Source organism: Nocardia sp. NPDC059236 (assembly GCF_042754085.1).
Lineage (GTDB): Bacteria > Actinomycetota > Actinomycetes > Mycobacteriales > Mycobacteriaceae > Nocardia.
Genome location: NZ_JBHZAF010000004.1, coordinates 16,049 through 42,967 on the forward strand (window position 1 = coordinate 16,049; position 26,919 = coordinate 42,967).

At 68.5% G+C, this 26,919-nt stretch carries 28 protein-coding genes; 21 read left to right on the top strand and 7 right to left on the bottom strand.

Annotated elements, in window-relative coordinates; translation table 11 throughout:
• Nucleotides 1–10: 10 nt before the first annotated feature.
• The 3 genes from ACFXIV_RS12245 to ACFXIV_RS12255 form a co-directional block, all read right to left on the bottom strand.
• Entirely contained in the window at nucleotides 11–499 is a 489-nt protein-coding gene (locus ACFXIV_RS12245) for a hypothetical protein (RefSeq protein ID WP_379399776.1), read from the bottom strand.
• Between the two features lie 319 nt (nucleotides 500–818).
• The gene (locus ACFXIV_RS12250) at nucleotides 819–1,217 is read right to left on the bottom strand and encodes a CD225/dispanin family protein (RefSeq protein ID WP_379399775.1); all 399 of its coding nucleotides are present in this window, start codon (nucleotides 1,215–1,217) and stop codon (nucleotides 819–821) included.
• A gap of 126 nt (nucleotides 1,218–1,343) precedes the next feature.
• Nucleotides 1,344–2,108 carry an IclR family transcriptional regulator gene (locus ACFXIV_RS12255; RefSeq protein WP_379379229.1) on the bottom strand — a complete coding sequence of 255 codons (765 nt, stop codon included), beginning with the start codon at nucleotides 2,106–2,108 and terminating at the stop codon, nucleotides 1,344–1,346.
• 82 nt (nucleotides 2,109–2,190) lie between these two features.
• Between ACFXIV_RS12255 and ACFXIV_RS12260 the strand changes: the two genes are divergently transcribed.
• The 12 genes from ACFXIV_RS12260 (at nucleotide 2,191) to ACFXIV_RS12315 (ending at nucleotide 13,707) form a co-directional block, all read left to right on the top strand.
• Nucleotides 2,191–2,430, top strand: coding sequence for a thiamine-binding protein (locus tag ACFXIV_RS12260; RefSeq protein ID WP_356999696.1), 240 nt, complete (start codon nucleotides 2,191–2,193; stop codon nucleotides 2,428–2,430).
• Nucleotides 2,431–2,440: 10 nt separating this feature from the next.
• On the top strand, nucleotides 2,441–2,812 hold the full coding sequence (locus ACFXIV_RS12265) for a helix-turn-helix domain-containing protein (protein ID WP_379421248.1): 372 nt from the start codon (nucleotides 2,441–2,443) through the stop codon (nucleotides 2,810–2,812).
• 266 nt (nucleotides 2,813–3,078) lie between these two features.
• Nucleotides 3,079–4,506: a nucleobase:cation symporter-2 family protein gene (locus ACFXIV_RS12270; RefSeq protein WP_379399773.1), complete on the top strand. Its 1,428-nt coding sequence runs from the start codon at nucleotides 3,079–3,081 to the stop codon at nucleotides 4,504–4,506.
• Nucleotides 4,507–4,720: 214 nt separating this feature from the next.
• Complete coding sequence (gene uraD / locus ACFXIV_RS12275; RefSeq protein ID WP_379399772.1) at nucleotides 4,721–5,218, top strand: 2-oxo-4-hydroxy-4-carboxy-5-ureidoimidazoline decarboxylase; 498 nt, start codon at nucleotides 4,721–4,723, stop codon at nucleotides 5,216–5,218.
• Complete coding sequence (gene uraH, locus ACFXIV_RS12280; protein ID WP_354840832.1) at nucleotides 5,206–5,550, top strand: hydroxyisourate hydrolase; 345 nt, start codon at nucleotides 5,206–5,208, stop codon at nucleotides 5,548–5,550. Before uraD ends, uraH begins: the two co-directional genes overlap by 13 nt.
• A gap of 6 nt (nucleotides 5,551–5,556) precedes the next feature.
• A complete protein-coding gene (gene pucL, locus ACFXIV_RS12285; RefSeq protein WP_379399771.1) occupies nucleotides 5,557–6,462 on the top strand; it encodes a factor-independent urate hydroxylase in 906 nt (301 codons plus the stop codon).
• Nucleotides 6,463–6,493: 31 nt separating this feature from the next.
• Nucleotides 6,494–7,900: a nucleobase:cation symporter-2 family protein gene (locus ACFXIV_RS12290; protein WP_379399770.1), complete on the top strand. Its 1,407-nt coding sequence runs from the start codon at nucleotides 6,494–6,496 to the stop codon at nucleotides 7,898–7,900.
• 182 nt (nucleotides 7,901–8,082) lie between these two features.
• Nucleotides 8,083–8,904 carry a hydroxypyruvate isomerase family protein gene (locus tag ACFXIV_RS12295; protein ID WP_379399769.1) on the top strand — a complete coding sequence of 274 codons (822 nt, stop codon included), beginning with the start codon at nucleotides 8,083–8,085 and terminating at the stop codon, nucleotides 8,902–8,904.
• A gap of 54 nt (nucleotides 8,905–8,958) precedes the next feature.
• A complete protein-coding gene (locus tag ACFXIV_RS12300; RefSeq protein ID WP_379399768.1) occupies nucleotides 8,959–9,849 on the top strand; it encodes a 2-hydroxy-3-oxopropionate reductase in 891 nt (296 codons plus the stop codon).
• A 2-nt stretch (nucleotides 9,850–9,851) separates the two neighbouring features.
• On the top strand, nucleotides 9,852–11,630 hold the full coding sequence (gene gcl, locus ACFXIV_RS12305) for a glyoxylate carboligase (protein WP_379399767.1): 1,779 nt from the start codon (nucleotides 9,852–9,854) through the stop codon (nucleotides 11,628–11,630).
• 9 nt (nucleotides 11,631–11,639) lie between these two features.
• Nucleotides 11,640–12,812 (top strand): glycerate kinase, encoded by a 1,173-nt coding sequence (locus tag ACFXIV_RS12310; protein WP_379399766.1) that lies wholly within the window; start codon nucleotides 11,640–11,642, stop codon nucleotides 12,810–12,812.
• 19 nt (nucleotides 12,813–12,831) lie between these two features.
• A complete protein-coding gene (locus ACFXIV_RS12315; RefSeq protein WP_379399765.1) occupies nucleotides 12,832–13,707 on the top strand; it encodes a fumarylacetoacetate hydrolase family protein in 876 nt (291 codons plus the stop codon).
• A 146-nt stretch (nucleotides 13,708–13,853) separates the two neighbouring features.
• On the opposite strand, the gene ACFXIV_RS12320 is transcribed toward ACFXIV_RS12315, so the two are convergent.
• Nucleotides 13,854–14,645 (bottom strand): VOC family protein, encoded by a 792-nt coding sequence (locus ACFXIV_RS12320; RefSeq protein WP_379399764.1) that lies wholly within the window; start codon nucleotides 14,643–14,645, stop codon nucleotides 13,854–13,856.
• Between the two features lie 227 nt (nucleotides 14,646–14,872).
• Between ACFXIV_RS12320 and ACFXIV_RS12325 the strand changes: the two genes are divergently transcribed.
• Genes ACFXIV_RS12325 through ACFXIV_RS12340 form a run of 4 tightly spaced genes read left to right on the top strand, consistent with a single transcriptional unit; the run spans nucleotide 14,873 to nucleotide 18,206 of the window.
• Nucleotides 14,873–15,562, top strand: a complete 690-nt coding sequence (locus ACFXIV_RS12325) for a VC0807 family protein (protein WP_379399763.1) — start codon at nucleotides 14,873–14,875, stop codon at nucleotides 15,560–15,562.
• Nucleotides 15,555–16,214, top strand: a complete 660-nt coding sequence (locus tag ACFXIV_RS12330; RefSeq protein ID WP_379399762.1) for a TMEM175 family protein — start codon at nucleotides 15,555–15,557, stop codon at nucleotides 16,212–16,214. The genes ACFXIV_RS12325 and ACFXIV_RS12330 overlap by 8 nt, the downstream gene beginning before the upstream one ends.
• 37 nt (nucleotides 16,215–16,251) lie before the next feature.
• Entirely contained in the window at nucleotides 16,252–16,752 is a 501-nt protein-coding gene (locus ACFXIV_RS12335) for a VOC family protein (RefSeq protein ID WP_379399761.1), read from the top strand.
• Nucleotides 16,749–18,206: an FAD-binding protein gene (locus ACFXIV_RS12340; protein WP_379399760.1), complete on the top strand. Its 1,458-nt coding sequence runs from the start codon at nucleotides 16,749–16,751 to the stop codon at nucleotides 18,204–18,206. The genes ACFXIV_RS12335 and ACFXIV_RS12340 overlap by 4 nt, the downstream gene beginning before the upstream one ends.
• Here ACFXIV_RS12340 and ACFXIV_RS12345 read toward each other — a convergent pair.
• Nucleotides 18,182–19,429: a DUF4132 domain-containing protein gene (locus tag ACFXIV_RS12345; protein ID WP_379399759.1), complete on the bottom strand. Its 1,248-nt coding sequence runs from the start codon at nucleotides 19,427–19,429 to the stop codon at nucleotides 18,182–18,184. The genes ACFXIV_RS12340 and ACFXIV_RS12345 overlap by 25 nt on opposite strands.
• 108 nt (nucleotides 19,430–19,537) lie before the next feature.
• On the opposite strand from ACFXIV_RS12345, the gene ACFXIV_RS12350 reads away from it, so the two are divergent.
• Nucleotides 19,538–21,649, top strand: coding sequence for a prolyl oligopeptidase family protein (locus ACFXIV_RS12350; protein ID WP_379399758.1), 2,112 nt, complete (start codon nucleotides 19,538–19,540; stop codon nucleotides 21,647–21,649).
• A 23-nt stretch (nucleotides 21,650–21,672) separates the two neighbouring features.
• Here the strand turns inward: ACFXIV_RS12350 and ACFXIV_RS12355 are convergent, their stop codons facing one another.
• Entirely contained in the window at nucleotides 21,673–22,272 is a 600-nt protein-coding gene (locus tag ACFXIV_RS12355) for a TetR/AcrR family transcriptional regulator (RefSeq protein WP_379399757.1), read from the bottom strand.
• A gap of 130 nt (nucleotides 22,273–22,402) precedes the next feature.
• A complete protein-coding gene (locus ACFXIV_RS12360) occupies nucleotides 22,403–23,023 on the bottom strand; it encodes a TetR/AcrR family transcriptional regulator (RefSeq protein ID WP_379399756.1) in 621 nt (206 codons plus the stop codon).
• A gap of 75 nt (nucleotides 23,024–23,098) precedes the next feature.
• Between ACFXIV_RS12360 and ACFXIV_RS12365 the strand changes: the two genes are divergently transcribed.
• The 4 genes from ACFXIV_RS12365 to ACFXIV_RS12380 all read left to right on the top strand — a co-directional run bounded on the left by ACFXIV_RS12365 (nucleotide 23,099) and on the right by ACFXIV_RS12380 (nucleotide 26,916).
• Nucleotides 23,099–24,442, top strand: coding sequence for a DUF3533 domain-containing protein (locus ACFXIV_RS12365; RefSeq protein WP_379399755.1), 1,344 nt, complete (start codon nucleotides 23,099–23,101; stop codon nucleotides 24,440–24,442).
• Nucleotides 24,443–24,559: 117 nt separating this feature from the next.
• A complete protein-coding gene (locus ACFXIV_RS12370) occupies nucleotides 24,560–25,246 on the top strand; it encodes a GAF and ANTAR domain-containing protein (RefSeq protein ID WP_379399754.1) in 687 nt (228 codons plus the stop codon).
• Nucleotides 25,247–25,356: 110 nt separating this feature from the next.
• Nucleotides 25,357–26,067, top strand: coding sequence for an ANTAR domain-containing protein (locus ACFXIV_RS12375; protein ID WP_379399753.1), 711 nt, complete (start codon nucleotides 25,357–25,359; stop codon nucleotides 26,065–26,067).
• Nucleotides 26,068–26,400: 333 nt separating this feature from the next.
• Nucleotides 26,401–26,916, top strand: coding sequence for a sigma-70 family RNA polymerase sigma factor (locus tag ACFXIV_RS12380; RefSeq protein ID WP_379421249.1), 516 nt, complete (start codon nucleotides 26,401–26,403; stop codon nucleotides 26,914–26,916).
• Nucleotides 26,917–26,919 lie beyond the last annotated feature (3 nt).

Sequence of the window (26,919 nt, forward strand, 5' to 3'; positions counted from 1 at the left end):
GGCACAGCGTTCAGCTGGGCTGGGGGGCAGCCGGGCCGGGCTGGGTTGCCGGTGCCGGATTGATCAGACCGTCCGCCACGCCGACGGCCGCTCCGACACCGGCGCCGAGCGCCATGAACGGCGCGGCGATCATGGCATAGCCGATGACGCCGCCGATGGCCGGGACGATGACCAGGCCGATCGGCGCGAAGGGAAGTCCGGCGATCGCGCCCGAGACCACGCCGACCAGTGCGCCGGTCCACGCGATCGGACTGGCCAGGACGGACCCGACCGACGCGCCGATGGCCGCGTCACCGAGGATGGCCTTCGCGACACTGGTGGAGCGGGCATGGTCGAGCCCGGCCGCTTCCAGCGACTGCGCCAGACCGGTTTCCGTGCCCGTGGTCGCGGTATTGATCTGCTGGGTCTGCTCGGGGGTCAGAAAGAACGGCCGGTCGAGCTGGAGGGTGCCGATGTGAATCGACGAGTCCGGGATATCCAGGGCCGGCTGACTCGCCACGGCCGGTGGCGCTTCCTCGGCCAGGGCGGGTGTTACTCCCAGAAGAGCCAGGGAGAGGGGAAGAGCCCCCGCAACGGCGACCCGGGCCGCACGCCGACAAAGCTGAACCGAACTTGTGGGCTGCCTTGTGCCCATAGGGAAACCTCATTCCGAGATGTCGATGACTTCGCATCAGGATTCGAAACCGGAACCCTCTCGGATCTGTCCAGATTATGGGAATTGTTGGCAGCGATCGGTTTTCCGAGGTACTGGAAGAAGTTGTGCGAGGTATGGGAGGAAATTGGGGCCCGCGCACTGTCGTGCACGGGCCCCGGAACGGTCAGCCGCGGTGCATCCGCGGGCCCGGGCCGCCCCAATTGTGGTGGCCGTGATGGCCGTGGTGCATGAGGACCAGCATGCCCACGATGTAGAGGATGGCGAACAGGACGAAGAGGGCGCCGCCGATCCAGAGGGAGAGGATGCCGAGGTAGCGGGCTCGGTGCGAGGCGTAGCGGGCGCCGTCGGCATCGCCTTCGGACCACAGGGGAAAGACGTTCAGGGCGTGGGTGAACGCGGAGAAGGAGAGGGGCCAGAAGAACAGGAGGGACGCGACGGCCCAGCCGATATTGTTCGGCGGGCGAGTGATGGGTCGCTGTGAGGTTGCGGGGGTTGTGGCCGCGTCTGGAAGCTCGGTTGTTCGAGGCTCGTCGGGCGTCGCGGCCGGTTCGGGGGTCGTCATGGCAGAATCCTTTTCGAATTGCCTGGTCCGCGAATTTTCGCGGGTTCTATGAGGTCGATTAGGACATCGCTGTCTGGTAACCGACCGAGAACCGCCGGTGAGATCGCTGCGTAGGAGATTCGAGAACTATCGGAGGTCGTCGGACAGGGCGGCGGCGACCTCTGTCAGCAGCGGTGCGGCGCGGTCGATGAGCTCCTCGGTCATCCGGCCCACCGGGCCGGACACCGAAATCGCCAGCCGGGCAGGCGCTTTGGGCACCGCGACCGCCACGCAGCGCACGCCGAGCTCCTGCTCGCCCTCGTCCATGGCGTATCCGGTGCGCGCGGCCTCGTCCAGCTGCCGGGCGAACTCCTCCGGATCGGTGATGGTGTTGTCGGTGTAGCGCGGCATTCCGGTGCGCTGCAACAGCTCTCGGGTCAGATCCGGCGCCGATCCGGCCAGGATGGCCTTGCCCACGGCCGTGCAGTGCGGCAGCACCCGCCGGCCCACCTCGGTGAACATGCGCATGGAGTGCCGCGACTGCACCTGCGCCACATAGACGATCTGATCGCCGTCCAGCATGGCCATGTTCGCGGATTCACCGAGCTCATCGACCAGCCGGGACAGGTGCGGGCGGGCCAGCACCGCCAGCATCTGCGAGGAGCTCTCACCGAGCTTGATCAGCTTGGGGCCCAGCACATACTTGCGTGACGGCTCCTGGTGCAGGTAACCCAGATCCACCAGGGTGCGCACCAACCGGTGAATGGTCGGCAGCGGCAGCCCCGACTCCGTGGCGAGCTGGGACAGGCCCATCATGCCGCCCTCGTCGGCCATCAGCTCCAGCAGGGCGAACGCGCGCTCGATGGACTGCACGCCGCCGGTGCCGCTCTTGGGCTCCTTCGCTGCTGGCACCCCGGTCCTCCTCAGTTTTTCCGAATGCCGGAATTCTAGGGCAGATCGTAGATCACCTGTTCTGCCCAGTAGCCTGAGGCCCATGCGGCTACGCGCGGAGTTCACGACCGAACCGTTCCACGGCGAAGGGGAGACGCCGCCGCATGCCAGAGCGGCCCTCGAACTCGCCGAATCGGCCGGTTTGGAATGCGATTTCGGTCCGCTCGGCACCTCGGTGGCCGGGACCGACGACCGACTGCTGCCGGTGCTGGGCGAGATCATGGTGACCGCATTCGCGCACGGGGCGACCCGGGTGACCATGCAGGTCGAGCAGGATGACTGAGCGTTCGCCGATGGACGAGTCGCACCCCGTGCTGGTGACCCTCGCCCCGCTGCTGGAGAGAACCGGCGGCCGCCTGGTGCCCGCGCAGGAGGCCACCGCCGACGACGTCCCCCTGGTCTGGGAAGGAACGACCCTGGCCTGCGTGCGTTTCGGTCAGCCCGAGTCCGACACCCTCGGCGGCCTGGAGCGGCTGCTGGACGAGGTGGCGGCAGAGCTGGGCGGGCCGCTGGCCGGACTGCCGCGCGTCGAGAAGCAGCGTGCTGTGCGATTGCTGGAAGAGCGGGGCGCCTTCACGTTCCGTAAGTCGGCGGAGACCGTGGCGGCGGCGTTGGGTGTCACCCGCTTCACCGTCTACAACTACCTGAACCGCGAACGCGCCTGACCGGGCTGTCGGCCGACCGATATATATTCAACGAATTGTTGACGGCCAATGTGGCCCGTGCCACTCTTCTCGGATAGCGGAATGACCCTTCCGCTATCCGAGAGAGGTTGCGCCAATGGAGACGTTGAGCGAACGCGGTTCACCTGCGGGCCAAAGAGTTGCGACGCCATACCGAAGACTTTCGACGGTCGTCCGGCCGTCGCGATCGGGCCGACTGCGCGACGGAAGTGCTGCTTCCTCCGCTGATCGAGGGGGCCGGCCCGCCCGTGACTGCTGAATCCGCACCCGGCGTCCCGGGAACTCCCTCCACGCCGGAGTCCACCGCATCGGCGGTCCTGGAACCCGAAGCGCCCGAACGACATCCGGTCGATGTCGTCCCGCCGCCCTGGCAGTTGCTCGCCGGCGGTCTGCAGCATATCGCCGCCATGGTCGCCGGCGTCGTGGCGCCTCCGCTGATCGTGGGCGCCGCGGTCGGCCTGGGCACCCGGGACACGGTCATGCTCATCACCGTGAGCCTGTTCACCGCCGGACTGGCCACCCTGCTGCAGTCCCTGGGCTGGTGGAAGTTCGGCGCGCGGCTGCCGCTCATCAATGGCGGATCGTTCGCGGCGGTGGGACCGATCCTGGCGATCGCCAAGGACGCCGCGCCGGGCGAGGCGCTGCCGGTCATCTTCGGGGCCACCCTGGTGGCGGGCATGCTGGCCGTCCTCGCCGCCCCGTATTTCTCACGGCTGCACCGGTTTTTCCCGCCGATCGTGGGTGGCACGGTCATCTCGCTCATCGGCCTGTCGCTGCTGCCGGTCGCGCTCGGCTGGATCAGCGGCGCGGGCGAGGGCTCCATGGGCTCGGCGCACGTGCCGCTGAAGAACCTGCTGGACGCGGCGATCGCGCTGGTGGTCGTGCTGCTGTGCCATCGATTCCTGAAAGGGTTCGGGCGGCAGCTGGCCCTGCTGATCGGACTGGTCGCGGGTTCGCTGGCGGGATGGCCACTGGGACTGCTGGATACGGGCCCGGTGCGCAACAGCGCGCTGGTCGGTTTCATACCGCCCATGCACTTCGGTGCACCGCAGTTCCAGATCGGTGCGATCGTCTCGCTGTGCATCGTGATGCTCGTGGTGATGACCGAGTCGACCGCGACCATGATCGCGCTCGGCGAGATCGTGGACCGGCCCGCCGAGGAGCAGCACATCGCGGGCGGTCTGCGGGCGGCCGGTGTCGGCACCATGCTGGCCTCGGTCATGGGCGGATTCGCCTGCGGCGCTTTCGCGCAGAACGTCGGACTGGTGGCGCTCACCCGCATGTACAGCCGTTTCGTCGTGGCCGCCGGCGGTGCGCTGCTGGTGTTGCTGGGGCTGTTCCCGGTGGCGAGCGCGGTGGTGGAGCTGGTGCCGAAACCGGCTCTGGGCGGAACGGGTCTCGTACTGTTCGGGACGGTCGCCGCGAGCGGTATCCGCACCCTGGCCAAGGCCGATCTGCACGATCCGATCAACTCCCTGATCGTGGGCGTCGCGCTGTTCATCGGCATGACACCGACGGTCGCGCCCTCGTTCTACGCCGGTCTGCCGGCACCGGTGTCGATCATCCTGGCGTCGGGGATCAGTGCGGGCTGTCTGGCGGCCCTGGTGTTGCACCAGCTGTTCAGATCCCGCACCGGCGCCGCCCTGGCGGCGCCACCGGCCGCGCAGAATACCTAGCCGACGCCGGTGCGATGATCAGCGGCGGAGGGTCGACCACGGTCGGCCCTCCGCCGCTGTCAGCGTTTCGGGTTGGCCGGCACGTATGCTCGGCTAGCGTCCTGACCTGCAGTCTCTGTATATTTTCAACAAAATGTTGACGAGTTGTTGTGGCCCGTGACACTCTTCTCGAGTAGCGGAATCACCCTTCCGCTATCCGAGAGAGGTAGCGCCGATGGTGACATTGAGCGAATTCAATTCGACAGCCGGGGAACAACTCCGGCCGGACCTGCTGACCTGCTGTGACGTGCCCGCCTGGGCCGACGGCGTGCTGGCGGCCCGGCCCTATGCCGATATCGGCAGCGTGCTCGCCCGGGCCGGCGAGCTGGCCGGCGCCCTGAGCGGAGCCGAGGTGGATCGCGCGCTGGCCGCGCACCCCCGCATCGGTGACCGCGTGTCGGGCACCGACACCGGATCCGCGTGGTCCCGCCAGGAGCAGGCCGGGGTCGGTCAGGACGTGGCCATCGCCGCGCAGCTGCTGGACGGCAATCGCGCCTACGAGAAGCGTTTCGGCCGGGTCTTCCTGATCTGTGCCACCGGCCTGTCCGCCGAGCAGATTCTGGCGAGCCTGCACCAGCGCCTCACCAACGACGACGCCACCGAGGCGGCCGTGGTGGCCGAGGAGCTGCGCAAGATCGCGGTCCTGCGCCTGCGAAAGGTATTCGAGCAGTGAGCACCATTACGACGCACATCCTGGACTCCGCGCTGGGCAAGCCCGCGGCCGGTGTCGAGGTGCGGCTGGAACAGGTCGGCCCGGACGCGCGGGTGCTGGCCGAGGGCAAGACCGATGACGACGGCCGGATCCGAGATCTCGGCCCCGAAGGGCTCGCGGCCGGTGTCTACCGGCTCACCTTCGATATCGAAAGCTATGCCGCCGCAACGAATCAGACCTACTTCTACCCGTCGGTCTCCATCACCTTCAAGGTCGCCGGGGCGGCGGGCGAGCACTATCACGTGCCCCTGCTCATGAGCCCCTTCGCCTACTCCACCTACCGAGGAAGCTGAACTCACATGGCAATCAAGCTGGGACAGAACCAGTACGGCAAGGCCGAGAACCGCGTCGTCCGCGTCTACCGCGACACCCCGCGCCACCAGATCCGCGACCTGAACGTCTCCTCGGCGCTGCGCGGCGACTTCACCGACGCCCACATCACCGGTGACCAGGGCGACGTGCTGCCCACCGACACCCAGAAGAACACCGCCTTCTCCTTCGCCAAGGAGAAGGGCGTGCACTCCATCGAGGAGTTCGGTCTCACCCTCGCCGACCACTTCATCTCCCGGGCCCCCACCGCCACCGGTGCGCGCGTCGAGATCGAGGAGTACGCCTGGGATCGCATCGAGGTCGACGGCCAGGGCCACGATCACTCGTTCGTGAAGTCGGGCCGGGGCGTACGCACCACCGTGGTGAATGTCGACGGCGTCGGCCCGGACCGCAAGGCCCACGTGGTCTCGGGCGTGAAGGACCTGACCCTGCTGAAGACCACGGGCTCGGAGTTCCACGGCTTCTTCAAGGACAAGTACACCACCCTGCAGCCGACCAACGACCGCATCATGGCGACCTCGCTGGTGGCCCGGTGGCGCTACAACCACACCGACGTCGACTGGGACAAGACCTACGACGCGATCCTCAAGACCATCCTGCGGCAGTTCGCCGTGGTGCACTCGCTGGCGCTGCAGCAGACCCTCTACTCCATGGGCCGCGCGGTGCTCGAGCAGTTCACCGAGGTCGCCGAGATCCGTTTCTCGGCCCCGAACAAGCACCACTTCCTGGTGGACCTGAGCCCCTTCAATGTGGACAACCCGGGCGAGGTCTTCATCGCCGCGGACCGTCCGTACGGCCTGATCGAGGCCACCGTCGAGCGCGACGACGCCAACGAGGCCGGGAACGCCTGGCTCGCCACCCCGGGCTTTTGCTAATTGGCTCGGTGCTGATCTAGGAGGTGCGGCGATGGGTGATGACCAGAGCCGCGTGACAGAGACCATCACCCGTCCCGAGGATGCGCGACATCCCCTGGGCCAGTTGGTGGTCTACGGAACTCAGCACATCCTGACGATGTACGGCGGTGTGATCGCACCGCCGCTGATCGTCGGCGGTGCGGCCGGGCTCTCGGCGTCGGACATGGCCCTGCTGGTGACGGCGGGCCTGTTCCTCTCCGGTCTGGCCACCCTGCTACAGACCCTCGGCATCGGGCCGGTCGGCTCCAGATTGCCGATCGTGCAGGGCATTTCGTTCGCCAGTGTCTCGACGATGGTCACCATCGCGAGCGACGGCGGACTCCGGCCGGTCTTCGGCGCGATCATAGTCGCCGGTCTGATCGGGCTGGTGCTGTCCAGTTTCTTCGCCAAGCTGGTACGGCTCTTCCCGGCCGTGGTGACCGGGACGATCATCACGGTGATCGGACTCTCGTTGCTGCCCACCGCATTCCGGTGGGCGATGGGCAACGATCCCAAGGCGGCCGACTACGGCTCGATGGGCAATATCGGTTTCGCGGGGCTGACCCTGCTCATCATTCTGGTGATCAGCCGGCTCTTCCAGGGCGCGATCTCGCGGCTGTCGATCCTGATCGGCCTGGCGATCGGCACCCTGCTGGCCGTGGTCACCCACCACGCCGACTTCTCGGCGGTCGGCAAGGCGAAAATCATTGCGCTGCCGCCGATCCTGCACTTCGGCGAGCCGGCCTTCGAGGCCGGGGCGATCGTGTCCATGACCATCGTGATCCTGGTGATCATGACCGAGACCACCGCCGATATCCTCGCCATCGGCGAGATCGTCGGCACCGAGGTGGATTCGGCGCGGGTGGCGGCCGGCCTGCGGGCCGACATGCTGTCCACGACGGTCGCGCCGGTGTTCGGCAGTTTCCCGTGCAGCGCCTTCGCGCAGAACGTGGGACTGGTGGCGCTCACCGGCATCAAGAGCCGATTCGTGGTCGCGACAGGCGGTTTGGTGCTCGTACTGCTGGGCTTGTTCCCGGTGGTGGGCGCGGTGGTGGCCGGGATTCCGTATCCGGTGCTGGGCGGTGCGGGCATCGTCCTGTTCGGATCCGTGGCAGCGAGCGGTATCCGCACGCTGGCGCGGGTGGACTTCACCGACAACCTCAATATGGTCATCGTCGCGGTGGCCATGGGCGTGGGCCTGATTCCGATTGCGGCGCCGACATTCTGGGACAGGTTCCCGACCTGGCTCGGGGTGATCATGCACTCCGGCATCTCCGCCACGGCGGTGGTGGCGATCGCGTTGAACCTGGTGTTCAACGAGATCAAGCGTGGAAACAAAGCGGGCGCTTCGGTGTTCGCGGCAGCCGAGGATCACAAGGACGATCTGGGCGAGCGCCTGGACGACGATATCCGCGACTGAGTCGACGACATCCGCGTCTGAATCGGCTATTTCGTATATCTCGTGCCGTACTGGCCGGTAGCTCCCGGAACTCTCTTGACGGGGTTGTTTCGGGAGCACTAGCATTTTCATATCCCGAAAAAACATTTCCGCATTGTGGAAAACAGCGGAAGCACTGCGGGAACGAACTGGAGGGATTCCTGATGACCCACTCGCTCAACTACGCCGTGAACTGCTCGCTGCTGTTCACCGAGCTGCCCATCCTGGAGCGCCCGGAAGCCGTGCGGCAGGCCGGATTCGACGCCATCGAGTTCTGGTGGCCCTTCGCCGAGGCGGTCCCGTCGGACCGGGACGTGGACGCCTTCGTCGCCGCCGTGCAGAACGCGGGCGTGCAGCTGATCGGCCTCAACTTCTTCGCCGGCGACATGGCCGGCGGCGACCGCGGCCTGGTCTCCTGGCCATCGCGGTCCGCGGAGTTCAAGGACAATATCGACGTCACGGTCGGCATCGGAGAACGACTGGGCACCAAGGCTTTCAACGCCCTCTACGGCAACCGCGCCGACGACGCCACCCCGGAGCAGCAGGACGAGCTGGCCGTCGAGAATCTGGCGGCGGCGGCCGTGGCCGCCTCCCGGATCGGGGCCACCATCCTGGTCGAGCCCGCCTCCGGCGCACCGCGCTACCCGCTGCTGAAGGCCGTCGACGGACTCGCCGTCATCGACAAGGTGCAGGCGTATGCGGGCGTCAGCAATATCGGCCTGCTCGCCGACCTCTACCACCTCGCCGTGAACGGTGACGACGTGGACAAGGTGATCTCCGAGTACACCGACCGGATCGCCCACGTGCAGATCGCCGACAACCCGGGCCGTAACGAGCCGGGCACCGGCGAGCTCCAGCTCGAGCTTCAGCTCACCGACCTCGCGTCGCGCGGCTACCGGGGCTGGGTCGGCCTCGAGTACAAGCCGTCCGGCCGTTCCGAGGACGCCTTCGAATGGCTGCCGCGCGAGCGTCGCGCCGCGAAGTAGCCCGCCGTCCAGAGACCCAGAGAACTTGCCATACAGAGGATTAGGGAACAGATCATGACCAACATCGCTTTCATCGGCCTCGGCATCATGGGCAGCCCGATGGCCGTCCACCTCCAGAACGCCGGCCACGCCGTCAAGGGCTTCGACCGCAACCCGGCCCAGGCCCAGCCGCTGGTCGATGCGGGCGGCCGTGCGGTCACCTCGATCGCGGACGCCGTGCGCGGCGCGGAGGTCATCGCGGTGATGGTGCCGGACTCCCCGCACGTGCAGGAGGTGCTGGCCGGTGAGAAGGGTGTCTTCGAGACTGCCGAGCCGGGCGCGCTGATCATCGACTTCTCCAGCATCCGCCCCGATGTCACCCAGGAGCTGGCGAAGCAGGCCGCCGAGCGTGGCTTCCGACTGCTGGACGCCCCGGTCTCCGGCGGCGAGCCGGGCGCCGTGAACGCGACCCTGTCCATCATGGTCGGCGGCTCGGCCGAGGACTTCGCCACCGCCAAGCCGGTTTTCGACACCGTCGGCAAGACCATCGTGCACGTCGGCACCAATGGCGCGGGCCAGACCGTGAAGGCCGCCAACCAGCTCATCGTGGCCAGCAACATCCAGGCCGTGGCCGAGGCCGTGGTCTTCCTCGAGGCCTACGGCGTCGAGCTGGGCCCCGCCCTGGACGTGCTCGGCGGCGGCCTGGCCGGTTCGGCCGTGCTGAACCAGAAGCGCGACAAGATGATCAACCGCGAGTTCGCGCCGGGCTTCCGCATCGACCTGCACCACAAGGACATGGGCATCTTCACCACCGCCGCGCGTGAGGCCGGTCTGGTGACCCCGGCCGGCTCGCTCATCGCGCAGCTGGTCGCCTCGGCTCGCGCCAATGGCGACGGCCACCTGGACCACTCTGCACTGCTGCGCGGCGTCGAGCGCCTGAGCGGCAAGCTGGACAAGGAGAACTGATTATGGCGCGCATGCGCACCGTCGACGCGGCGGTCCTGATCCTGGAAAAGGAAGGGGCCACACAGGCTTTCGGCCTGCCGGGCGCCGCGATCAACCCGTTCTACAGCGCCATGAAGGCGCACGGCGGCATCAAGCACGTGCTGGCCCGCCACGTCGAGGCCGCCTCGCACATGGCCGAGGGCTTCACCCGGGCCAAGCCCGGCAATATCGGTATCTGCATCGGGACGTCGGGCCCCGCGGGCACCGACATGGTGACCGGTCTGTACGCCGCCAGCGCGGATTCCATTCCGATCCTGTGCATCACGGGCCAGGCCCCGGTGTCCAAGCTGCACAAGGAGGACTTCCAGGCCGTCGACATCGCGTCCATCGCGAAGCCGCTGGCCAAGTGGGCGCACACCGTGCTCGAGCCCGCCCAGGTGCCCGGCGCTTTCCAGAAGGCGTTCTGGCTCATGCGCGAAGGCCGTCCGGGCCCGGTGCTCATCGATCTGCCGATCGACGTGCAGCTGGCCGAGATCGAGTTCGACATCGACACCTACGAGCCGCTGCCCGTGGCCCGCCCGGCCGCCACCCGGGCGCAGGCCGCCAAGGTGCTGCAGATGCTGAACGCCGCGAAGCGTCCGCTGATCATCGCCGGCGGCGGCATCATCAATGCCGACGCCGACGCACTGCTGGTGAAATTCGCCGAGCTGACCGGTGTTCCGGTCGTCCCGACCCTGATGGGCTGGGGCACCATCGCCGACGATCACGAGTTGAACGCCGGCATGGTGGGTCTGCAGACCTCGCACATCTACGGCAACGAGTCGCTGCTGGCTTCGGACTTCGTGCTGGGTATCGGCAACCGGTGGGCCAACCGCCACACCGGTGGTATCGACACCTACACCAAGGACCGCAAGTTCGTGCACGTCGACATCGAGCCGACCCAGATCGGCCGGGTCTTCGCGCCCGACTACGGCATCGTCTCCGACGCCGGCGCGGCCCTGGAGCAGTTCATCGCCGTCGCGGAATCCCTTGACGCCGTGGGTGGTCTGACCGACCACGGTGACTGGGCCGAGCAGGTGCGCGCCCGCCGCGCGACCGGACAGCGCAAGACGCACTTCGAGAACGTGCCGCTCAAGCCGCAGCGCGTGTACGAGGAGATGAACAAGGCGTTCGGCCGGGACACCCGGTACGTCACCACCATCGGCCTGTCGCAGATTCAGGCCTCGCAGCTGCTGCACGTGTACAAGCCTCGGCACTGGATCAACGCCGGCCAGGCCGGCCCGCTGGGCTGGACCCTGCCCGCCGCGCTGGGTGTCGCCACCGCGTGCAAGGACGAGCAGGTCGTCGCGCTGTCCGGTGACTACGACTTCCAGTTCCTCATCGAGGAATTGGCCGTCGGCGCCCAGTTCAACATCCCGTACATCCATGTGCTGGTGAACAACTCGTACCTGGGGCTGATTCGGCAGGCGCAACGGGCGTTCGAGATGGACTACTACGTCCAGCTCGACTTCGAGAACATCAACTCGCCCGAGGTCAACGGCTACGGCGTGGACCACGTCAAGGTCGCGGAGGGTCTGGGCTGCAAGGCGATTCGCGTCTTCGAGCCGCAGGACATCGGTCCCGCCTTCGAGAAGGCCAAGTCGCTGATGGCCGAGTTCAAGGTGCCCGTCGTGGTCGAGTGCATTCTCGAGCGCGTCACCAATGTGTCCATGGGCGCGCGTGAGATCAACGAGGTCGTGGAGTTCGAGGAGCTGGCCTCGGCCTTCGTCGACGCCCCGACCGCAACCGTCCCGCTGGACTAGAGGATTCCCATGGCTCGTGTGCTGATCGCCTCCGACAAATTCAAGGGCTCGCTGACCGCGGCGCAGGTCGGGGCCGCCGTGCGAGCCGGAATCCGGCGGGCGCGTCCCGACGCCTCGGTGGCGGTCGTGCCCGTGGCCGACGGCGGTGACGGCACCGTCGCCGCCGCGCTCGCGGCCGGTTTCGATGCGGTCCCGCTGACTGCGTCGGGGCCGACCGGGGAACCGGTGCTGACCGCCTACGCCCGGCGCGACGATCTCGCGGTCGTGGAGATGGCGGATGTGTCGGGCCTGGTGCGGCTGCCGGAAGGCCGGCTGCGACCGATGACCGCCACCAGCCGGGGCACCGGCGAGGTGATGGCGGCCGCGGTCGCGGCCGGGTGCCGCCGCATCGTGCTCGGTATCGGCGGCAGTGCCGGAACCGACGGCGGCGCAGGTCTGTTGGAGGCGCTCGGCGCCCGGCTGCTGGACGCGGATGGGCAGCCCATCGGCGACGGCGGGGCGGCTCTCACCCGGGTGCACGCTATCGACCTGACCGCCCTGCGCGAGCGGATGGACGGCGTCGAGGTCACGGTGGCCTGCGATGTCGACAATCCGCTCACCGGGCCCTATGGGGCCGCTGCGGTCTACGGACCGCAGAAGGGCGCCGATCCGGCCCAGGTGGCCGAGCTGGACGCCGCGCTCGGGCAGTGGGCGCAGCGACTGGCCGCGGAACTCGGGTCGGATCGGCGCGACGCGGCGGGGGCCGGCGCCGCGGGGGGTGTCGGATTCGCCGCGCTCGCCGTCCTCGGCGCGACCCTGCGGCCCGGCATCGAATTGATGCTGGAGCTGGTCGGTTTCGACGCGCGGCTGGCCGGGGTGGACCTGGTCGTCACCGGTGAGGGCAAGCTCGACGAGCAGACCCTGCACGGCAAGGCGCCCGCGGGCGTGGCGGCCGCCGCGCGGGCCGCGGGTGTGCCGGTGGTCGCCGTGTGCGGCCGGAACACGTTGCCGTCGGACCGGCTGCGCGAAACCGGGTTCGCCGCTGCGTATTCGCTCATCGAGATCGAGCCGGATGAGCAGCGCTGCCTGAGTGCCGGGGCAATGCTGTTGCAGCAGTTGGGTATTCGCATTGCGCACGAACACCTGCCGGGTGGCGCGGGGGTGGCGGCGGTGGCCGCCGAGCAATCGGGGGCCGAGAAATGAAGCAGCCGGGAGGCGATGTATGAAACTGCTGCGCGTAGGGGCCCGGGGCGCCGAGCGTCCCGTGGCCATCGATGATGAGGGCGCGCTGCGCGATCTGTCGTCCGTGACCGCCGATATCGACGGCCGGCTGCTGGGTGATCCGGCGGCGCTGAGCGCGGTGCGCTCCGCGCTCGCCGCCGGATCCCTGCCCGAGGTTGATCCGGCCGCGCGGGTCGGCGCACCGATTGCCCGGCCCGGCAAGGTGATCGGCATCGGGCTCAACTACACCGACCACGCCGCGGCCATCGGCGCGGCCATTCCGGAACGGCCAGTGGTGTTCCTGAAGCCCGGCACCACGGTGAGCGGTCCCTACGACGCCATCGAGCTGCCTCCCGGCAGCCGTGCCACCGACCACGAGGTGGAGCTGGGCGTGGTGATGGGCCGCACGCTGCGCGACTGCCCTGATGCCGCCACCGCGCTGGGGGCGGTGGGCGGCTATGTCACCGCAAATGACGTCACCGAGCGCAATGGCATTGCGGGCGAACCGACCTGGGTGAAGGGCAAGTCCTTCGACACCTTCACCCCCATCGGCCCGTGGCTGGTGACACCCGACGAGGTCGCCGAACCGCAGGCGCTGAGCCTGCAGCTGTGGGTGAACGGCGAACAGCGGCAAGCGGGTACGACCGGCAACATGGTCGCCGGGGTGGGCGAACTGCTGCGGTACCTGAGCACGCTGATGACCCTGGAACCCGGTGATCTGGTGCTGACCGGAACCCCGGGCGGCGTCGCGGTCAGCCGGCCGGAGCCGAAACCCTATCTGCGCGACGGCGATGTCGTGGTCGTGGAGGTCGGCGGACTGGGCAGGCAGCAGACCCTGGCCACCGGCGTGCGCGGCTCCGTCGTCATCGGGGGCTGAGTTTCCCGCGGCGGCGTCCGAAGCGCTGCTGGGGCGCCGACCACGTCGCCGCGGGATGATCCGAACGGCCCGGTCACTGTGGGGACCGGGCCGTTCGTCCTGTCCGGGGACGGTCATCGATCGGGTATGCGCAGCTATGCAACCGGTCAGGACTTGTTGCCGCCCAGGCTGAATCGCACGCCGGACGGGTCGGCCACCGCCGCCAGCCGGCCGTACGGGGTGTCCTCGGCGGGCCGCACCACACTGCCGCCCAGCTCGGCCACCTTGCGCACGGCGGCGTCCACGTCCTCGACGCCGAAGTAGACGGTCCAGTATCCGGGCACACTCGGCGGCAGGAAGCTGGTCGAGTCCATCACGCCACCCAGCATCGGGGTCGCGGAATGGATGGTGGTGTACCGGAATTCGGGTGTATCGGCAATGCTGAACGGGTCCTTCCAGCCGAAGACCGCGCGATAGAACTTCAGGGCGTCGTCGTAGTTGCGCGTGTGCAGTTCGAACCACGAGGGCACTCCCACATGCCCCTCCCACTGCCCGCCGCCGACCACGCCGCGCTGCTCGAACCCGGCCATGGTCCCGGCTTCCCACACGCCGATCCCGACCCCGCCGTTGTCCCCGAATACCCCGAACTTGCCGAGGTCCCCGACCGTCGTCACCGGCGCCGCGATCATCCCGCCGGACGCCGTGACGGCCGCCGCGGTCGCCTCGGCGTCCGGGCTGGCCAGGTACACGGTCCACTGATCGGGCCCGCTGTTCCCGCCATTGCGCATCCCGCCCGCCACGGCCAGGCCGTCCTTGCGGAAGGTGATGTAGTCGCCGTACTCGGGCGCGACATCCGCACTCCACCCGAACAGCTCGCCATAGAAGTCGATGGCGCTGTCGGTATCGGTGGTGAAGAGATCGGTCCAGACCGGATCGCCCGGCTGCGTCACGTAGGACATGGTCAACTCCTCGAATCGGTATTTCGGTCCCCGGGAATGGAGACGACGCCCGGCTCCGGAAATCATCGTCTGCCGTCGGCCCGAAGTGGGGATGGCGGCGGACGGCGTGTCCGGCGCCGGCATGACAACTGTCATGGCCGGGAGGTGATGGTTGGCAGATTCGGCGAGGTCGGCGCGACCGTAGCGTCATTCCTGTAGCGCACAAACCGATTACAGGAGTTCCGACCATGGCCGACAACATCGCCGCAGTGCCCGCGCCGCAGTCGCAGGACCGGCCGAACCTGCTGCGGATGCTCGCACCCACCGCCCGTGACATCGCGGTGCCGCTCGCGGCGTACTACCTCCTGCACTGGGCCGGGTACTCCGATTTCCTCGCGCTGCTGGCGGGCGCGGTGTTCTCCGGCGTCGTGGTCCTCGTCGAGGTGATCCGGGCCCGGCGCGTCGACGCCTTGGCCGCGCTCATCCTGGCCGGCTTCGTCTTCGGCATCGCCAGCTCGCTGATCAGCGGCGACGCCCGGATGATGATCGTGCGGGACTCGCTCACCACCGCCGTCATCGGTCTGGCGTTCGGGGTGAGCGCACTGCTGGGCAAGCCGCTGACCTACGTGGCGGCCCGGAAGGCCTTCGCGAACTCACCGGCGAAGCTGGCGGAGATGGAGCACAATTTCCGCACCAACCCGCTGGTGCGCCGCGTGCACAACCGGATCGCCGGGATGTGGGGCGTGGGCCTGGTCGGCGAGTCCGTGCTGCGGGTGGTGCTCGCCTACCGGCTGCCCATCCACACCATGGCCTGGCTGTCGAGCGCGCTCATGATCGGCGTGACCGTGGTGCTGATGGCGATCACGGTTCGAACCATCAAGCGGGCCAAGCGATCTGAAGCGATCACGGAATCGGGTTACGCTTCCGTCCATGAGTGACGGATCGGTTCCGGATCGCACGCTCGCCGGAACCGCCCGGGTGGAAGCGTTCAGCGACGGGGTGATGGCGATTGCCATCACCCTGTTGATTTTGGATGTCCGGGTGCCCGACCACGAGCCCGGGCGCCTGCTGCAGGCGCTGGCGCATGTCTGGCCGGCCTATGTGGCCTATCTGGCGTCGTTCATGACGATCGGCGTCGTGTGGATGAACCACCACACCTTCTTCGGGCGATTGCGGCGCATCGACCACGTGCTGCGGTGGTGGAATCTGATGCTGCTGCTGGGCATTTCGCTGGTGCCGTTCCCGACGATGGTGGTGGCCGACAATGTGGTGCACGGGACGCGCCGGGACGCTGTGGTGGCGGTGGCGCTGTACGGGGTCGTCGGGGTGATGATGACCGTGCCGTGGGCGCCCATGTGGTGGCGGCTGGCGAAGCGGCCGGAGATGTTGAAGCCCGGTCTGGGTGCGGATTACGCGCGGCGCGAGAGTTGGCGGGCCTGGCCGGGCATCCTGGTCTACGCGGTGTGCATCGGGGTCGGATTCTTGTCGCCTATCACGGCTCTGGTGCTGTATCTGCTGGTCTCGACGTTCTACGGCCTCAGCAACAAAGGGTGGACGGCGCCGTCCGATCCGGATCCCGACGACGAGTAACCCTTGCCAATTTAAGCGATTGTGATTAACTGCCGGGGTGGACAGCACAAGTGTGGCCCGCGGCTCGGTCAGCCAGATCGCCTGGGTGGTCGAGGACATCGCGGCCGGTGAACAGTTCCTGAAGACCACTATGGGCGCCCGCGGCTGGATGCGCATGCCCGAGATCCACTTCGGGCCCGAGAGCTGCGTCTACCGTGGCGAACCCGCCGACTTCACCGCGCACGTCTCGCTGTCCTACAGCGGCGACACCCAGCTCGAACTCATCCAGCCGGTGCGCGGCCGCTCCATCTACACCGAATTCCTCGAACGCGGCGGACCCGGCCTGCACCACGTCTGCCTGGAACCCGACGACTTCGACGCCGCGCTGAAAGACGCCGCGGCGCAGGGGATCCCGGTGGTGCAGCAGGGCGACATGAGCGGGCAGATGCGTTTCGCCTACCTCGACGGCGCGGCCTCGGGCGTACCGTTCATCGAACTCGCCGAGATCGGGCCGAATATGCGGCTGTTCTTCGAGCAGATCAAGAAGGATGCGCAGTGAGCACACAGATCCCGGAAACCCTTGTGGCGGAGTCGATTACCGAGTGGTCCGACGAGGTCGACGTGGTCGTGGCCGGATTCGGCATCGCGGGCGGCTGCGCGGCGGTCGAGGCGGCCGCCAACGGGGCCCGCGTACTGGTGCTGGAGCGGGCCGGCGTCGCGGGCGGCACCACCGCGCTGGCGGGCGGGCACTTCTACCTCGGCGGCGGGACCGCCGTGCAGCGGGCGACCGGCCACGACGATTCGGCCGAGGAGATGTACAAGTACCTGCTGTCGGTGGCGCGCGATCCCGAACCGGACAAGATCCGCGCCTACTGCGACGGCAGCGTCGAGCACTTCGACTGGCTGGAGAGCCTGGGCTTCGAATTCGAGCGCAGCTACTACCCGGAGAAGGCGGTCATCCAGCCCGGCACCCAGGGGCTGATGTACACCGGCAACGAAAAGGTCTGGCCCTACCGGGATCAGGCGACGCCGGCGCCGCGCGGGCACAAGGTTCCGGTGCCCGGCGACACCCAGGGCGCGGCCATGATCATCGAGCTGCTGGTGAAGCGGGCCGCCGCGCTCGGCGTCGAGGTGCGGTACGAGACCGGCGTGACCAATCTGATCACCGAGGCCGACGGCAGTGTGGCCGGCGTGAGCTGGAAGCACCTCGGCACCACCGGTGCGGTGCGGGCGAAGTCGGTGGTGCTCGCCGCCGGCGGCTTCGTCATGAACACCGACATGGTGGCCGAGCACGTGCCGTGGCTGACCGAGAAACCCTTCGTGCTGGGGACGCCCTTCGACGACGGGCTGGGCATTCGGCTCGGCGTCTCGGCGGGCGGCGTGACCCGCATGATGGACCAGGCCTTCGTCACCGCGCCCGTGTATCCGCCCGCGAAGCTGCTGACCGGAATCGTGGTGAACCAGCGGGGCGAACGCTTCGTCGCCGAGGATTCCTATCACGCGCGGACCTCCGCCTTCGTGCTCGATCAGCCCGGCGCGGTGGCGTACCTGATCGTGGACTCCGAGCACATGGAACGGCCCATGTTCCCGCTCGCTCCGTTCATCGACGGCTGGGAGACCGTCGAGGAGATGGCGGCCGCGCTCGGAATCCCGTACGAGGCACTGCGATCCACCCTCGACCGATACAACGAGAACGCGGCCCGCGGCGAGGATCCCGATTTCCACAAGGCGGCCGAATGGCTCGAGCCGCAGGATCACGGGCCGTGGGCGGCCTTCGACCTGACCCTGGGCAAGGCGCTGTACGCGGGCTTCACCCTCGGCGGCCTGCGCACCTCGGCCGACTCGGAAGTGCTGCGGGACAACGGATCAGCGATTCCGGGGCTCTACGCGGCGGGCGCTACCGCCTCCACCCTGGCCCAGGACGGCAAGGGCTACTCCAGCGGCACCCAGCTCGGCGCGGGCTCCTTCTTCGGGCGCCGCGCCGGACGTCACGCCGCCAGCCGCTCCAGCTGACGGATCAGCTCCGAGGCGGTGACGGCATCGAACGACCCGAACGTGCCGCCCCGCAGCTCCACCGCCAGCACCCGCTGGAGCTCGGGCTCGTAGCGATAACCGCCCGCGAGCCCGGGGTCCAGCGTGACGGCCACCTCCCGGGACGGACCGAACCGGCGATACAGGAGCTCTCCTGACAACTCCCAGCCCAGCTGTTGCAGTCCGAACACCCGATCGGTGCGGACCTGGCGATCGGCGAAGCGGGACAGGCGATCCGCTTCCGCCTCCTCCGGCGTGAGAGCGTACGTTCGTCGCTCCAGCTGCTCGAACGGCTGGCGTAATCGGTTGCCGGCGAAGGAATTCCGCCATGCCGCCAGGGACTCCGCGAGGTGCAGCGGGTGGGCCACACCCACCAGCGTCTCGCGCGGCAGCTCGACGGGCCCGTCGTCCACGGCCCGGAGTACGCCCTCGGCATCGATCCGGAACGTGCCCGTCACGGTGCCGCGGCCGTCGAAGCTCGCCCACACCAGCCGCCGGGCCAGCTGACCGAGCGCGGGATCCTCGAGCACCAGCCGCCGGTGAGCCGCGGCCCGCCATCGCCGGGCGTCCACCATGGCCGCCTCCAGTCGCCGAATCTGGTCGGTGGTCACCGATTTCGGCTCCGCGGGGGCGTGTGGTGTGTCCGCGCCGGGAGAGGGCGGTTGCACACCTAGCCGGGCATGCACCCGGAGACTCAGCGTCTCCGCGGCGGGCTCGGGCTCCTCGCCGGGCACTGTCGCCCGCAGCCACGGTGTCATCCGTCCCGCGCGCGGCTCCGGTTCCTCGACGCGCAGGCCTCGCCGTGTCTCGGCGACCGCGGCCGTGAACGCGTACCCGTGCTCGTTCATCCAGCTGTCGATGAACCGGTCGATGAACTCCTGCTCCCGCTGCGCCCCGGTCCGGTACGCGATCGCCGCCTGCTGTGCGATGGCGAACACCACCGCCGCGCCTTCCGGCGTGACCGGTCCGGCGGGGTCGGCGGCGTATTCCGCTGCGGCATCGGCGAATTCGTCCAGCCCGTCCAGCCGGGCCGCCGTCAGCACGGTCTCCACCACTCGACGATGCCGGCGCAGGAACTTCCGCACCGCCGTGGTGGCATGCGGATCGGCCCAGCGCCTCTCCTCGTCGGTCATGCCCGTGATCTTGCCGCCCGGCACCGACAGGTTGTCGGCAGCAGGCGCAGACAGGTTGTCGGCAGGCGGCACTGACAGATTGTCGGTGGGCAGCACTGACAGGTTGTCGGTGGGCGGCGGTAGGGTGGCTCGCTGACACCCCGATCGGGGTCGCCTCGTGATCATGGGATGGGGGATTTCATGGTTTGGAGCAAGAGCGGAATCCGGGCCGCCCTCGCGGGTCTGGCGGTGGTCCTGCTGGCCGCGTGCGGGGGATCGAGCACGGCGAGCGACCCGTATCAGTGGCTCGAAGAGCTGGACAGTCCCCGCGTGCAATCGTGGGTGGCGGCCGAGAACACGAAGACCCTCGGCGTGTTGGAACAGGATCCGCGCTACGCCGACAATCTGGCCCAGGCGAAGTCGCTGGCGAATGCGGCAGATCGCCTGCCGGTCCCGGAGTTCCACGACGGGATGATCGGCAACTTCTGGCAGGACTCCGACCATCAGCGGGGCATCTGGCGGGAGACGACGGTCACGGATTACGAATCGCCGCAACCACAGTGGCGCACCGTCCTGGATCTGGACGCCCTGGCCCGCGACGAGGGCAAGAACTGGGTGTGGAAGGGCATGTCCTGCGACCCGGTCACCCATCGGCGCTGCCTGGTCGAGCTGTCCGAGGGCGGCGAGGACGCCGTCACCCTGCGCGAATTCGATCTGGGGACAGGGACGTTCGTGGCCGGCGGATTCGTGCTCGACCGCGGCAAGCAGTACGCCGCCTGGGTGGACACCGACACGCTGCTGGTGTCGCGGGAATGGCAGCCGGGGGAGAAGACCACCTCGGGCTATCCGTACGTCGTGAAGCGTCTGGGGCGCGGGCAGACGCTCGACCAGGCGGTGGAGGTCGCCCGCGGCAGCCAGGGTGATGGGCTTGCCACCGCGGCGGTGCTGCTGGACAACGGGGCAGGGCGGCGGATGAACCTGGTGGAGCGGCGGCCGTCGTTCTACGAGTCGGAGGTCAGCCTGCTCGCGGGCGTGCAGCCCGTGCGGCTGGGGCTGCCGCCGAAGTCCGGGCTCCAGGGCATGGTCGGCAATCGGGTCCTGGTTGCGCTGCAACAGGATTGGACCACCGGCGGCGCCACCTTCAAGTCCGGCGCACTGGTGTCCCTCGATGCCGACGACCTGACCGCGCACCCGGATCAGCCGAAGGTCACCCTCGTCTACGAACCCGGGCCGCAGGAGACCCTCGAAGGGGTCATGACAACCCGGGACCACGTGGTGGTGACCTCGCTCTACGACGTGAAGGGCCGCGCCACCGTCTACACCCCGCAGCCCGACGGCGGCTGGACGTCCGCACCGGTTTCCCTGCCGGACAATGCGACCGTCTCCGGCGTGGACGCCGATTCCCAGGGCGAGACGGCCTACCTGTCGGTCACCTCGATGCTCACCCCGTCCACCATCTGGAGCCTGGACACCGCGACCGGACGGCTGAACCAGGTGAAAGCCGCACCCGCACGGTTCGATTCGTCCGGGTTCGTGGTGGAGCAACTGAAGGCCACCTCGCCCGATGGGACCAAGGTGCCCTACTTCATCGTGCATCCGGCCACGCTGCCCTACGACGGCAGCACCCCGACGATCCTGTGGGGGTACGGCGGCTTCGCCTCCTCGTCCACGCCCGGCTACAACGGGCTGCTCGGCAAGTCGTGGCTGGAACACGGTGGCGCGTATGTCATCGCGAATATCCGCGGCGGCGGCGAATACGGGCCCGCCTGGCACGACGCGGCCCTGAAGACCCACCGGCAGAAGGCCTTCGACGACTTCGCGGCCGTGGCCGACGATCTCGTCGCGCGCAAGATCACTTCGCCGCGGCGGCTGGGGATCCAGGGCGGGTCCAATGGCGGGCTGCTCATGGGTGTCGAATTCACGCAGCATCCGGAACTGTGGAGTGCGGTGGACATCCAGGTTCCGCTGCTGGACATGGTCCGTTACGAGCAGATCGCAGCGGGCGCGTCCTGGGTGGGCGAGTACGGATCGGTGGCCGATCCGGACGAACGGGCCTTCCTCGCGTCCATTTCGCCGTACGCACAGCTGAAGAAGGGCGTGAAGTACCCCGAGCCGCTGATCTGGACGACCACCAAGGACGACCGGGTCGGGCCCCAGCACGCGCGCAAGTTCGCCGCCCGACTAGCCGAATTCGGCGATCCGTACCTGTTCTACGAGGCCACCCAGGGCGGCCACGGGTCCGGCGCGAACAACGACGAGAAGGCGCACACCAGCGCGCTGGAGTACACCTACTTCATGCGGCAGCTGATGTGACAGGCTCGGTGCGCGGTGACCGCCTAGGCCGGATCCCGCACGATGAGCGAAACCGCCATGGGGACGAGCACTTCCACCAGGTCGCTCACCGGCGGGCGCGGCTCGGACAGCAGCCACTCGTGGGCCAGGCCGTTGATCGCGCCGATCAGGGCGCTGCCCGCGAGTTCGCCCGCGCCGCGCACCCGCGCGCCCGAACCGGCCAGCGGTTCCACCGCGAGATACAGGGTGGCGACCCAGGCGTGCCGCCGATCGCGCCGGTGCTGCTCCATGCGCTCGCTCACGCCGACGACCTCGACGAAGGCGACCTTGGCGCGGTGCGGGTCGGCGCCGATCGAGCCGAGGAACGCCGAGAGGGCCCGCGTCACGGTGTCGGTCGGGTCCGGTTCCGGTCCCATGGCGCTCAAGGCCGTGGCCAGCGCGGCGCCGGCCTGGTCCTGGATCTGGTCGTATGCCGCGACCAGCACGTCCTCGCGGGTCTGGAACTCCTCGTAGAACTGGCGTTTGGACAGTCCGGCGGCCGCGCACACATCGGCCAGCGAACAGTTGGCGTAGCCGCGCTCACCGAAAATCTGGATGGCCGCGTCGAGGAAGCGCTGCCGGCGCTCGGCTTTTCGTTCGGTCACGGCGCGTCCGCCGTACTGCCTGCCTTCGATCGTCACTGTCGTTTCTCGATCGTCACGCCTGAAAGGTTACGGGTGCGGGCCCACGGATTCCGGTTCGCGGATTTCCGCAGCCCGGTTCGCGGACGCGGCGTCAGCGTCGCGGACGCAAACCGTTCATCATGTGGCTGACCATCTCGTCGAAGAGACCGTCGGCCTCCTCGGCGTCGACCAGGCCCGACCCCATGATGGCGGCCAGCCCGTGTAGCGCGGCGACCGCCGACAGGCAGATGCGCCGCGCGTCGCCGGGCACCACCTCGCCGCTCGCCTGCGCATCGGTGACCATTTCGATGGGCACGGTGAAGGCGCGCGCGGCGGCCTCGCCGATGGCCGGAGTCGGACTGTTCTTGCGCGCGAACATGAGTGCCAGCAGCGCCGGATTGTCGATGGCGAAGCGCAGGTAGGTGTGGGCCATGGCGCGCAGGCGCTCCAGGAAGGCGCCGGTGGCGGCGGCCTTCTCGAATCCGGCTCCGAGCCGCTCGAATCCGGCTACCGTCAGCGCGTCCAGCAGTGCCTGTTTGTCGCGGAAGTGCCGGCTGGGCGCGGCGTGGCTGACGCCGGTGTCGCGGGCGAGCTGCCGCAGCGACAGGCCGTCGACACCCGCGCCGCGCAGGGTCTCCTCGGCGCGCCGGAGTAGTTCGGCACGCAGGTCCCCGTGGTGGTAGGACCGCGCGCGCTCCACCACCTCGCGGGCTTTGCGCTTGGCGATGCTCATGGTGAGAGCAGGATATCGGACACACTCGGGGATGTTGGCGTTGACTACTTTGTTGTCGCTGCCTACATTCGTCGCATGGCGAATGACAGTGCCTCCCCGACCGGCCCGGAGGCCACGGTGACCCCGGCGGCGACCCCGGCCCGGCGGGCCGTGCCGCTGCGCGGCTGGATCGGCCCGATGCTGGTGCTCACGCTGCTCGCGGCGCTGATCGGCACCATGTACCTCGGCTACACCTCCGACCCGGAGAAGAACCTGCACGACTTCCCGGTCGCCCTGGTCAATCAGGATGTGGGCGACGTGATGGACGGCAAGACCCTCAATGTCGGCGACCAGATCACCGGCGCGCTGACCGAGCAGATTCCGAAGGACAAGATCGATCTGCGGTTGGTCGGCATCAATGACGCCCGCCAGCAGCTGAGCAATGGCCAGATCTACGGCGCCATCATCATTCCGAGCGACTTCACCAAGCGGCTGTCCATTCTGGCGGCGGCCTCGGTGGTCCCCGGCGACGTGGAGCGCCCGGCCATCACCGTGCAGACCAATCCGCGTGCGGGCACCTACGCGTCCTCGATCATGCAGCGCATCACCGATCGCGCCATGGCACAGGTCAATACGACCGTCGGTGCGCAGCTCACCGATCAGGTGAAGGCCGAGCTGGCGCCCAAGGCGGGCGCTCCCGCGACCGAATTGTCCGGCGCGGCACGGCTGCAGCTGGCCCAGCCCATCGACGTCGTGGTCAGTCCGTACCGGCCGCTGCCCGCGGGCACCGGCCAGGGCCTGTCGGCCTTCTTCTACACCCTCGTGCTGCTGTTCGCGGGCTTCAGCGGCGCCATGATCATCCACTCCATGATCGACAATGTGCTCGGCTACGCCCCGGCCGAATACGGCCCGTGGTTCCGCGCGCCGGAGCCGGCGTCCATCAGCCGCTGGCGCACCCTGCTGGTGAAGTGGGCCATCACCGTCATCACCGCGCCGGTCCTCTCGGGCATGTTCATGGGCATCGCCAGGATCTTCGGCATGCCGATCGACCAGCCGCTGCCGCTGTTCCTCTACGGCACGCTGGCCATCATCGCGGTGGGGGTGACCGGGCTGTCGGTGCTGGCGGCCTTCGGCACCGCCGGGCTGCTGATCAACATGATCGTCTTCGTGGTGCTGGGCCTTCCGTCCTCCTCGGGTTCGATTCCGGTGGAGGCGATTCCGCGCTGGATCGCGGCGCTGTCCAGCTTCGAGCCCATGCACCAGATCTACCTGTCGGTGCGCGCCATCCTGTTCTTCGACGGGCACCTGGAGGCGGGTCTGAGCACCGGTATCTGGATGACGGTATTCGGCCTGACCGTGGGTCTGCTGCTGGGTGCGGTCGCCACCCACACCTACGACCTGCGCGGTCTTTCCCGGCTCGGTGTGGCCCATCAGCCCTGACCATCGTCTGCCACAGTGACTTTCGGCCCTGTTCGTTGTCGAGCTGTGACGGTGATACTGGCCCCGGGCACCGAATTACTCATCGCCGGGCGATGATTGTGGGGCGGTTCGATGGTGATGGCTTCGTCGCAGTTCGATCAGCTGACGGGACAGTTCCTGCGCGCCGTGCGTGATGCCGGCGGCGGTCTGAGCGCGGTGTGCACCGCGTGTGTGCGGGTGCTGCCGGTCCGGCGCGCGGCCATCGTGCTCGAGGAACGCGATGCCGGCATGCAACCCTGGTGTGCCAGTGACGGATTCGCCGAGCGGGTGGAGCGGGCGCAGGCCACCGCGGGGGAGGGGCCCGCGGTCTCGGCGGTGGCCGACGGGGTGCCGGTGGTGATCACCGATCTGAGCGCGGACTGCGAGCACTGGCCCGGGTTCGCCGAGGCGCTCTCGGGGGAGCCGGTGTCGGGTTCCCTGTTCGCAGTGCCCTTGCGGCTGGGCACGATTCGGCTGGGCGCGGTGGATCTGTACCGCGATTCGGTCGAACGGCCGGGGCCGCGGCTGCTGTCGGCGGCGCTGCACATCGCGGATCTGGTCACCGCCAGCCTGGTGCTGGCCACCGGCGACGACGCTCGGCAGTGGGCACAACCGTTGTCCAGCCGGTGGATTCACCAGGCGGCCGGGATGACCAGCGCCCGGCTCGGCATCGAGATCGCCGATGCCTATGCCCGCCTGCGCGGATACGCCTTCACCCATGGGCTTTCCCTGGTGGAGGTGGCACGGCGGGTGGTGGAGCGCGAGATTCGGATCGAAGCCGAATGAGCGCAACTGTTCCGCAGCGCCCCGCCCGGCAAATACCATGAGCTGACGGCAAGAGCGGCACAGGAAGACTTTCATGGCGGGCGCCCGGCGTTCGCCGAGGGGTGATCACGGTGTCCGACAGTGAGTTGCTGGTGGCAGTGCTGGCCAGGTTCGCGCGCCTGCTACCGGCGGCAACCGAACTGCCCCATATTCTGGACGAATTGATGCACAGTGCCATCGATGTGCTGGAACCGGGCGGTGTGACGGTGGCGCTGTCCCCGAAACTGCGGGGTGACCGGTCGGAACTCTTCGGCGGCATCCCCGAGGAGCTGCTGGATCTCGAGGTCTGCCAGCGCGATCACGCCCGCGGACCCGGCGTGGTAGCCCACGCCTGCGGTGCGCCGGTGACCGTCACCGATATCGGTAGCTACGGCGACATGTGGCCGGAGTACACGAGTCTGGCCGGGCGGCACCGGATCTCCTCGGTGGCCGCCGTCCCCCTGCGCCTCGACGACACCGAAGCCGGTGTGCTGAGCCTGTATTCGCGCGACCCGCGGCACTGGACCGGCAAGGACCTCTCGGTCGCCACCCTGCTGGCGGGCATGGCCACCGGCCACATCGTCACCGCCAACCTGGTGCAGCGCCAGCAGCGGGTGACCGAGCAGCTGCAGCACGCCCTCACCACCCGCATCGTGGTGGAACAGGCCAAGGGCGTGATCGCGCACGCCCACCACACCACCCCCGATGCCGCCTTCGCACTCATCCGCGCCCACGCGCGGCGCAATCGCGTCACCGTGCACGCGGTCGCCCACGGCATAGTCGAACTGGGCCTGCGGATTTGATCGGCGATGGATTCGCACACTTTGCCCGGAATTTCATCCCCGAAAATAGATCACGACGGGAACAGGGTGGTCGTGGAGTAGCCTGGTGAGTTGGCGGAACCGAAAGCCCCTGTCCCCGGCCGGTTTCCGTTCGCGGTTGACGACCGTCCCAGTCCTCGACGGCTCGTTTCGGCAAGTCTGTGCTCGCTTTCCGTCGATCTGGGGGCAATCGTGAATTCCTCACGTGCACCGCAATATTCCGCTGCCCACCCGGCAACCCACTCGCATCCCAGCCCACCCGTCCGGCCCGCCGCATCCCGATCCACCCGGCGCGGCAGTGAATTCGATCAGCTCGTGCGCCGGATCGGCGCGGGCGATCGGGACGCCTACGAGGAGCTCTACCGCCGCACCCGCGGCCTCATCTACTCCCGAGTCCTGAACATCGTGTGCGACACCGGATATGCCGAGGAAACCTGCCACGAGGTCTACCTGCAGGTCTGGCGCAGCGCCGCCACCTTCGACCCGGCCCGCGGCAATGCCCTGACCTGGCTCACCACCCTGGCCCACCATCAGGCAGTGGACCGGGTGCGGCGCGAATGCAGTGCGGCCGGGCACGAACACCGCTGGGGCGTCTGCGATTACCGGCCCGCCATCGATGTGGTGACCGAGGAGATCCTGCGCCGCCACGACGAGCGCGCCATCCGTCGCGGCCTGGCCACGCTCACCCCCTATCAGCGCGAATCGGTGGTGCTGGCCTTCTACGGCGGTCTCACCTACCCACAGGTGGCGGCGCAGCTGGGCATCGGGCTGCCGGCGGTGAAGGCACGCATCCGCTCGGCGCTGGCCCAGCTCAAAGTGTCACTGGCGTAACCG

Bases quoted from the DNA above. Each gene is read 5' to 3' on its own strand.
- ACFXIV_RS12250 (WP_379399775.1), bottom strand. From the start codon at position 1,217: ATGACGACCCCCGAACCGGCCGCGACGCCCGACGAGCCTCGAACAACC.
- ACFXIV_RS12260 (WP_356999696.1), top strand. From the start codon at position 2,191: ATGCGGCTACGCGCGGAGTTCACGACCGAACCGTTCCACGGCGAAGGG.
- ACFXIV_RS12265 (WP_379421248.1), top strand. From the start codon at position 2,441: ATGGACGAGTCGCACCCCGTGCTGGTGACCCTCGCCCCGCTGCTGGAG.
- uraD (WP_379399772.1), top strand. From the start codon at position 4,721: ATGGTGACATTGAGCGAATTCAATTCGACAGCCGGGGAACAACTCCGG.
- pucL (WP_379399771.1), top strand. From the start codon at position 5,557: ATGGCAATCAAGCTGGGACAGAACCAGTACGGCAAGGCCGAGAACCGC.
- ACFXIV_RS12290 (WP_379399770.1), top strand. From the start codon at position 6,494: ATGGGTGATGACCAGAGCCGCGTGACAGAGACCATCACCCGTCCCGAG.
- ACFXIV_RS12295 (WP_379399769.1), top strand. From the start codon at position 8,083: ATGACCCACTCGCTCAACTACGCCGTGAACTGCTCGCTGCTGTTCACC.
- ACFXIV_RS12300 (WP_379399768.1), top strand. From the start codon at position 8,959: ATGACCAACATCGCTTTCATCGGCCTCGGCATCATGGGCAGCCCGATG.
- gcl (WP_379399767.1), top strand. From the start codon at position 9,852: ATGGCGCGCATGCGCACCGTCGACGCGGCGGTCCTGATCCTGGAAAAG.
- ACFXIV_RS12310 (WP_379399766.1), top strand. From the start codon at position 11,640: ATGGCTCGTGTGCTGATCGCCTCCGACAAATTCAAGGGCTCGCTGACC.
- ACFXIV_RS12315 (WP_379399765.1), top strand. From the start codon at position 12,832: ATGAAACTGCTGCGCGTAGGGGCCCGGGGCGCCGAGCGTCCCGTGGCC.
- ACFXIV_RS12320 (WP_379399764.1), bottom strand. From the start codon at position 14,645: ATGTCCTACGTGACGCAGCCGGGCGATCCGGTCTGGACCGATCTCTTC.
- ACFXIV_RS12325 (WP_379399763.1), top strand. From the start codon at position 14,873: ATGGCCGACAACATCGCCGCAGTGCCCGCGCCGCAGTCGCAGGACCGG.
- ACFXIV_RS12330 (WP_379399762.1), top strand. From the start codon at position 15,555: ATGAGTGACGGATCGGTTCCGGATCGCACGCTCGCCGGAACCGCCCGG.
- ACFXIV_RS12350 (WP_379399758.1), top strand. From the start codon at position 19,538: ATGGTTTGGAGCAAGAGCGGAATCCGGGCCGCCCTCGCGGGTCTGGCG.
- ACFXIV_RS12360 (WP_379399756.1), bottom strand. From the start codon at position 23,023: ATGAGCATCGCCAAGCGCAAAGCCCGCGAGGTGGTGGAGCGCGCGCGG.
- ACFXIV_RS12365 (WP_379399755.1), top strand. From the start codon at position 23,099: ATGGCGAATGACAGTGCCTCCCCGACCGGCCCGGAGGCCACGGTGACC.
- ACFXIV_RS12370 (WP_379399754.1), top strand. From the start codon at position 24,560: ATGGCTTCGTCGCAGTTCGATCAGCTGACGGGACAGTTCCTGCGCGCC.